The sequence below is a fragment of the Myxococcus vastator genome, assembly GCF_010894475.1.
Classification (GTDB): domain Bacteria; phylum Myxococcota; class Myxococcia; order Myxococcales; family Myxococcaceae; genus Myxococcus; species Myxococcus vastator.
In genome coordinates this window covers 1-6,214 of sequence record NZ_JAAIYB010000476.1, presented here as the reverse complement: position 1 = coordinate 6,214, position 6,214 = coordinate 1, and the positions used below count along the sequence as shown (strand labels likewise).

8 protein-coding genes are annotated in these 6,214 nt (G+C 69.0%); 4 read left to right on the top strand and 4 right to left on the bottom strand.

Features of this window, described 5'->3' with window-relative positions; genetic code table 11:
- Positions 1-90: 90 nt before the first annotated feature.
- Genes kdsA through G4D87_RS31740 form a run of 3 tightly spaced genes read left to right on the top strand, consistent with a single transcriptional unit; the run spans position 91 to position 2,195 of the window.
- Entirely contained in the window at positions 91-927 is an 837-nt protein-coding gene (kdsA, locus tag G4D87_RS31750) for a 3-deoxy-8-phosphooctulonate synthase (RefSeq protein WP_163786440.1), read from the top strand.
- 31 nt (positions 928-958) lie between these two features.
- A complete protein-coding gene (locus tag G4D87_RS31745) occupies positions 959-1,534 on the top strand; it encodes a KdsC family phosphatase (RefSeq protein ID WP_163786439.1) in 576 nt (191 codons plus the stop codon).
- A 40-nt stretch (positions 1,535-1,574) separates the two neighbouring features.
- Complete coding sequence (locus G4D87_RS31740; RefSeq protein WP_141255404.1) at positions 1,575-2,195, top strand: response regulator; 621 nt, start codon at positions 1,575-1,577, stop codon at positions 2,193-2,195.
- Between the two features lie 96 nt (positions 2,196-2,291).
- Here the strand turns inward: G4D87_RS31740 and G4D87_RS31735 are convergent, their stop codons facing one another.
- Both G4D87_RS31735 and G4D87_RS31730 read right to left on the bottom strand, forming a co-directional pair.
- Positions 2,292-2,735, bottom strand: a complete 444-nt coding sequence (locus tag G4D87_RS31735; RefSeq protein WP_163786438.1) for an Hsp20/alpha crystallin family protein — start codon at positions 2,733-2,735, stop codon at positions 2,292-2,294.
- Positions 2,736-2,947: 212 nt separating this feature from the next.
- Complete coding sequence (locus G4D87_RS31730; protein ID WP_163786437.1) at positions 2,948-3,142, bottom strand: CPXCG motif-containing cysteine-rich protein; 195 nt, start codon at positions 3,140-3,142, stop codon at positions 2,948-2,950.
- Positions 3,143-3,202: 60 nt separating this feature from the next.
- Between G4D87_RS31730 and G4D87_RS31725 the strand changes: the two genes are divergently transcribed.
- On the top strand, positions 3,203-4,051 hold the full coding sequence (locus G4D87_RS31725) for a GspE/PulE/PilB domain-containing protein (protein ID WP_163786436.1): 849 nt from the start codon (positions 3,203-3,205) through the stop codon (positions 4,049-4,051).
- Positions 4,052-4,071: 20 nt separating this feature from the next.
- On the opposite strand, the gene serB is transcribed toward G4D87_RS31725, so the two are convergent.
- Together serB and G4D87_RS31715 are read right to left on the bottom strand one after the other, a co-directional pair.
- Positions 4,072-5,268, bottom strand: coding sequence for a phosphoserine phosphatase SerB (serB, locus tag G4D87_RS31720; protein WP_163786435.1), 1,197 nt, complete (start codon positions 5,266-5,268; stop codon positions 4,072-4,074).
- A 74-nt stretch (positions 5,269-5,342) separates the two neighbouring features.
- On the bottom strand, positions 5,343-6,214 hold an 872-nt coding region (locus G4D87_RS31715), incomplete at its 5' end, for a serine/threonine-protein kinase (protein WP_163786434.1).

The window sequence follows — 6,214 nt, the reverse complement described above, 5'->3', positions numbered from 1 at the left end:
GCCCTTCGCCCCCCACCCCCTCTTCTCCGGCTTCATCCGCGCGGCGCTCGCCCAGCGGGACGCGAACGCGGCGGCCGGACAGGTGACCGCATGAGCACCCCCACCCCCATCGAGCTGTGTGGCTTCAAGGTCGGCCAGGGCCAGAAGCTGTTCGTCATCGCCGGCCCCGACAGCATCGAGTCCGAGGACATGGCCCTGCGCCATGCCCGCCTCCTGAAGGACATCACCGGCCGGCTCGGCGTCCCGTACGCCTTCAAGTGCTCCTACGACAAGGCCAACCGCACCAGCGGCAAGTCCTTCAGAGGCCCGGGTCTCAAGGAAGGCCTGAGAATCCTGAAGAGAATCCGGGATGAAGTGGGAGTTCCCGTTCTCACGGACGTCCATGAGACGAGCCACGTCGGGCCAGCCTCGGAAGTTGTGGATATCATCCAGATACCGGCCTTCCTGTGCCGGCAGACGGATTTGGTGGAAGCCGTGGCGCGGACTGGCAAGGGCGTCAATCTGAAGAAGGGGCAGTTCGTGGCGCCCAAGGACATCGTCCACTCGGCGCGCAAGGCCTTCGAGGCCGGCAACCCCAACGTGCTCGTCACCGAGCGCGGTTCGACCTTCGGCTACAACAACCTGGTGGTGGACATGCGCGGCCTCGCGCAGATGCGCGACGCCGGCCTCGCCGTGTGCTTCGACGCCACCCACTCCGTCCAGCTCCCCAGCGCCGGAAACGGCGAGACGGCGGGCGAGCGCCGCTTCGTGTCCCTGCTGGCCCGCTCCGCCGCGGCCGCCGGGATTGACGCGTTGTTCACGGAAGTCCACGAAGATCCGGATCGTGCCCTGTGTGACGGTCCCTGTTCGCTGAATCCACAGATGTTTGAAGACGTGGTACGAAACGTGCTGAGCATCCGCCGGGTGTTGGGACACGAGCCGGGTTGATGCGTCAGCAAACAAGGGAGTCGAGCAAGCCATGGTGACGGACGCCCTTTCCAGACTGGGAACGGAAGAGCTGGCGTCCCGTGCCGCGCGCGTGCGGCTGCTCGTCTTCGACGTGGACGGGGTGCTCACCGACGGCGGCCTCTACTACGGCCAGGACGGCGAGCTGATGAAGCGCTTCGACGTCAAGGACGGCCATGCGCTCGTCATGGCCCGGCTGTCCGGGTTGCCCGCCGCCATCCTCACCGCCCGCACCTCCGGCATCGTGGCGAAGCGCGGGCAGGAGCTGGGCCTCGCGGCCGTGTTCCAGGGCCGCCGTGACAAGTCGGCCGCGCTCAAAGAGCTGCTCACCCAGCTGGACGTGCCCCTGGACGCCTGCGCTTACATGGGTGACGACCACAACGACCTGGGTCCACTTTCAATGGTGGCTCTTTCCGCTTGTCCTGCGGATGCGGTCCCAGAGGTGCGCCGAGAGGCCCACTTCGTTACCCAGAGTCCTGGCGGCCGAGGCGCCGCTCGGGAGCTCGTGGAGCTGTGTCTCAAGGCCAGTGGCCGCTGGGACGACGCAGTGGGTCTGATGAGAGGCTCTGATAGGCGCGGTACTCAGTGAGGTTGAAGAAAACCCGTGTTCAAGGTAGGTGAATAGTTCCATGGGCAGCGGAATGATGCAGCAAGAGGGGAGTACGGCGATGACGGACCAGCTCTACACGACGCACGACATCAGTCGTTTGCTTCAGGTGGATCCGTCCACGGTGAGCAAGTGGATTGACCGTGGCATCCTGATGGCGTTCAGGACGCCGGGTGGCCACCGCCGCGTGCGGTCGGCGGACCTGCGCACGTTCCTCATCACCCATCAGATGCCGGTTCCCGAGGAGCTCGGCAGCGGCACGGTGCGCCTGCTCGCGGTGGATGACGAGCGCCCGGTGCTGGACGCCATCAAGCGCGCGTTCAAGCCGTTCGCGGCCCAGGTGGAGCTGCAGACGACGACGAGCGGCGTGGAGGCCCTGCTGCTCGTGTCCGAGCAGAAGCCACACGGCATGATCATCGACCTCAACATGCCGGACATCGACGGCCTGGAAGTCTGCCGCCGCATCCGCGCGCGCAAGCAGATGGAGGGCGTGCGGCTCATCACCATGACGTCCGCGCATACGCCCGAGGTCGTGGAGCAGTCCAAGCAGGCCGGCGCGCTGGCGTGCATGGCGAAGCCGCTGGACGTGCAGCAGGTGCTGGAGCTGTTCCGCGTTCCGCTGGCGCTCAGCGCCAAGCGGTAGGACAGGCAGGGCTTCCGCCTTGCTCGCGGAAGCCCTGGGCAGGGATGTCAGTGGGAGGCAGGTGACCTCCCAGGCCCGCGGTGTGCGCCCGCGGCTTCAGCCCTGGACCTTGACTTCGATGACGCGGGGCTTGGACTCCTCGCGCCGAGGCAAGGTCAGTGTCAGCACGCCCTGCTCGTAGCGGGCCTCCACCCGGCTTGCGTCCACCGTGTCCGGCAGCGCGAAGGAGCGGGCGAGTGTCCCGAAGGCGCGTTCCTGGCGGCGCACGTTGACGCCCTCCGCGCGCGGCTCGGCCTTGCGCTCGGCCTGCACGGTGAGGATGTCCTTCTCCACCGTCACCTGGATGGCCTTCGCGTCCAGCCCGGGCATGTCCAGCTGGAGGGTGAGGCCGCTCTCGGATTCGGTGATGTCCGCGGCCGGCGTGCGCTCACGCGGGGCCTGGCGCCACATGGGCTGCGTCAGCTCGCGGAAGAGCGCGTCGACATCGCGCATCAGCGGGTTCACCACGACGGCGGAGTTGAACGGATTGCGAGTCTGCATGGTCGTCTCCTGTTCGTGACGTCCTCGCGGACGCACGGCATGAATGAGCCTGGGTTGTGCTGGTTCGCGGTCGCCGCGGTGCCCCCCCACCGGGGCTCCAGCGCCGCCTCACAAGACTCAAGAGAACCATGCTTCGGAACGTGTCAAGCAGCGCCCCGGCGCCTTCCGCCGGCGCCGCGTTTCACGCCCGCCTGCCCGCCCGCCAGGCCGCCTCAGTCGTCGTCGCGGCCCAGGTGCACGGCGAAGTGCTCCTCGTCGCGGGACACCTGCACCGTCCAGGGACGGCAGCACACCGGGCAGTCCTCGATGTACGTCTCCGAGGACACCCCAATGGGGTCCACGGCGACCTCCACTTCCTCACCACAGTAGGGGCAAAGCTGGGTGGCGGCTTCCGCGAAGGGCTGCATGGCTGGGCCTCCTCATCACGGACGCAGCGTCCGCGCATCTAGACGGTAGAATGCCGGGCCATGGCCTCTCCTTCCCGGAATCGCATTGGCGACATCCTCGTCAAGGCACGCGTCATCGACGACTTGCAGCTGCGCAGCGCCCTGGCCACCCACGAGCAGTGGGGCGGACGGCTGTCGCGCATCATCGCGGACCTGGGGCTGGCCACCGACGACGTCATCACCGAGGCCATCTGCCAGGGCCTGGGAATGCAGCGCATCCAGTTGGGCAACGTCACGCGCGACGCGGGCGCGCTCTCGCGCGTGGACGTGAGCCTCGCCGAGCAGAAGGCCGTCTTCCCGGTGTCGCTCAAGGACAACGGCAAGACGCTGGTGCTGGCCATGGCGGACCCCACGGACCTCGGCACCCTGGACCAGGTGGCGGCGAAGAGCCGCGCCCGCGTGGTCGTCATGGTGGCGGGCGAGCGTGAAATCGAACACGCCATCCTCCGCCACTACCGCGGCCAGGAGCCCGTCGTCAGCACGCGCTTCGGCGGCGAAAAGCGCCCGAGCAGCTCGGACGCGCAGGATGATGAGGACGATCTCAAGGTCGTCGACATGAGCGGCAACACGGTGGTGAAGCGCATCGCCGACATCACCCCGCCCGCGCCCCCCGCGGCGCCTCCGCCCGCGCCGCGCGCGCCGGAGCGCGCTCCCGAGCCAGGCGCTGGCGCCAGCGCCGCGGACATCCTCGACGAGATTCTGGCGGGTGGCGCGCCCACCAACGAGTGGACGGACGAGGACCTGAAGCGGCTGCAGACGGTGCAGCAGAACCAGGAGAAGAGCTCCAAGATTCTGCGCGCGCTGCTTGAGCTGCTGCTGGAGAAGAACCAACTCCAGCAGCGCGAGCTGGCGGCGCGGATGCGGCTGTAGGGCGCCCCTCAGCCGGCCCCTCAGCTCACCTCCAGCAGCTCGCGGCCGGTGAGTCCCAGCAAGTAGAGGATGCTGTCCAGGCCGCCCGCGGAGATGGACGTGTCGGCCGCGGCGCGCAGCCGGGGCTTCGCCCGGAAGGCGATGCCCAGCCCGGCGCGCTCCAGCATCAGCAAGTCGTTGGCGCCGTCTCCCACGGCGACCACCTGGTCCAGCAGGATGCCCTCCGCCCGCGCCAGCGACTCCAACAGCTCCGCCTTGCGCTGCGCGTTGACGATGCGGCCCACGGTGCGTCCGGTGAGCTTCCCGTCCTGAATCTCCAGCTCGTTGGAGTACGCGAAGTCGATGCCCAGCCGCGCCTTCAGCGCCTCGGCCGCCACGGAGAAGCCGCCGCTGATGACGGCGGTGCGGTAGCCCAGCCGCTTGAGCACGCGCACCAGCGTCTCCGCGCCCTCCGTCAGCGGCAGGTTCGCCGCGAGCTGGTGGACCACGGACGCGTCCAGGCCCCGCAGCAACGCCACGCGCTGACGCAGCGACTCGTCGTAGTCCATCTCCCCGTGCATGGCGCGCTCGGTGATGCGCGACACCTGCTCGCCCACGCCATGCGCGCGCGCCAGCTCGTCGATGACCTCGATGCGGATGAGCGTGGAGTCCATGTCCATGACGACCATCCGCTTGCCACGCCGGAACAGGCTCTCACGCTGCAGCGCCACGTCGAATCCACCCGACTGCATGGACAGCTCCAGCAGCGCGTGCTTGAGCGCGTCGGGCGGCTGGCCCGGCGGCAGGCGGATGTGGAGGTCCACCGAGCCCAGGTGCGGCTCGCTGAGGCGCGTGATTCGCTCCACGTTGGCGCCGTGCCCCGCCAGCACCTGCGTCAGCGAATGGAGCTCCCGCGCGCCCAGGGCGCGGCCCACGGCGGTGACGACGTGGCGCGAGGAAGCGGCCTCGGCCGGGGACGCGGCGGGGGCGTCCACCGCCTGGAAGTCGAGCGTCACGCCCAGCGTCTTCGCGGCGGACAGCAGCGTCTCCAGGGTGCCGCTCGCCGGGGACAGCCGCACCAGCAGGCAGAGCGTGAGGCGCCCCTGCACCACCACCTGCTCCACGTCGAGCAGCTCGGCGCCGGCTTCCGCCAGCAGACCGGTGAGGCGCGAGACGACGCCGGGATGGTCCTTCCCGGTGACGGTGATGAGCACGCTTTCGGACGGGGGCGGAGTCATGGCGCCACGGAGTGTGGCAGCCCCCAACGTGCGCGGCGAGCCCCGAGTGCGCCCAGGGCCCGGCCGCCTGTCCGTCACTCCTTCGGCGTATCCGAGGAGATGACGAGGTCGCCCTTGGAGAGGAACTCCTTGTCCGGGTACGCCTTGTAGAAGTCCTCCAACATGGCGTCCACGTCCGGGTAGCGCTGCTCGCGCTTGTCCTGGGTGGCCTTGTCGAAGAGCTGATCCAACCCGCTGGGGGCCTCCGGGTTGACCTCGGAGGGCAGCGGCGAGCGGCGGCCCGGAATCTGCCCGGTGAGCATCTCGTAGAGCAGGATGCCCAGCGCGTAGACGTCCGCGGAGACGCCCGGCTCCTTGCCACCCCGGTTCATCAGCTCCGGCGCCATATAGGCCATGCCGCCCGTGCCCACGAAGACCTGGGGCATGCCCTTGGTGGCGTCCACCTCCACCACGCGGCCCAGCCCGAAGTCGGCCAGCTTCGCGTTGCCGTACGTGTCGAAGAGGACGTTCTCCGGCTTGATGTTGTGGTGCGTGAGGCCCGCGGCGTGCGCGGCCCGCAGGCCGTAGGCCAGCTGCAGGAAGGCGCGCAGCGCGAAGGACACCGGCACGCCGTTGCCACCGCCCGCGTCCAGCCGCTCACGCAGGCTGCCCTGCATCAGCTCCAGCACGAAGTACGGCCGGGCGGCGTCCACGTTCTGGTCCACCACCTGGACCACGCCCGGGTGACGCACCTGCGCCTGGGCGCACAGCTCCTTCTTCAGGCGCTTGAGCACCTCGCCCCGCTGCAGGAAGGAGAAGTAGCCGAAGATGTCCTTCAGCTCCTTCAGGCAGATGTCCAGGCCCAGCGCGGTGACGCGCCCCTTGAAGACGGTGCCCAGCGGCCCGGTGCCGATGGGGTCGAACTTCTGGTAGCGCAGGTCCAGCTCGGCGCCCTTCGGAGCGGGAG

Bases quoted from the DNA above. Each gene is read 5' to 3' on its own strand.
- G4D87_RS31725 (WP_163786436.1), top strand. From the start codon at position 3,203: ATGGCCTCTCCTTCCCGGAATCGCATTGGCGACATCCTCGTCAAGGCA.
- G4D87_RS31740 (WP_141255404.1), top strand. From the start codon at position 1,575: ATGGGCAGCGGAATGATGCAGCAAGAGGGGAGTACGGCGATGACGGAC.
- serB (WP_163786435.1), bottom strand. From the start codon at position 5,268: ATGACTCCGCCCCCGTCCGAAAGCGTGCTCATCACCGTCACCGGGAAG.
- G4D87_RS31745 (WP_163786439.1), top strand. From the start codon at position 959: ATGGTGACGGACGCCCTTTCCAGACTGGGAACGGAAGAGCTGGCGTCC.
- G4D87_RS31735 (WP_163786438.1), bottom strand. From the start codon at position 2,735: ATGCAGACTCGCAATCCGTTCAACTCCGCCGTCGTGGTGAACCCGCTG.
- G4D87_RS31730 (WP_163786437.1), bottom strand. From the start codon at position 3,142: ATGCAGCCCTTCGCGGAAGCCGCCACCCAGCTTTGCCCCTACTGTGGT.
- kdsA (WP_163786440.1), top strand. From the start codon at position 91: ATGAGCACCCCCACCCCCATCGAGCTGTGTGGCTTCAAGGTCGGCCAG.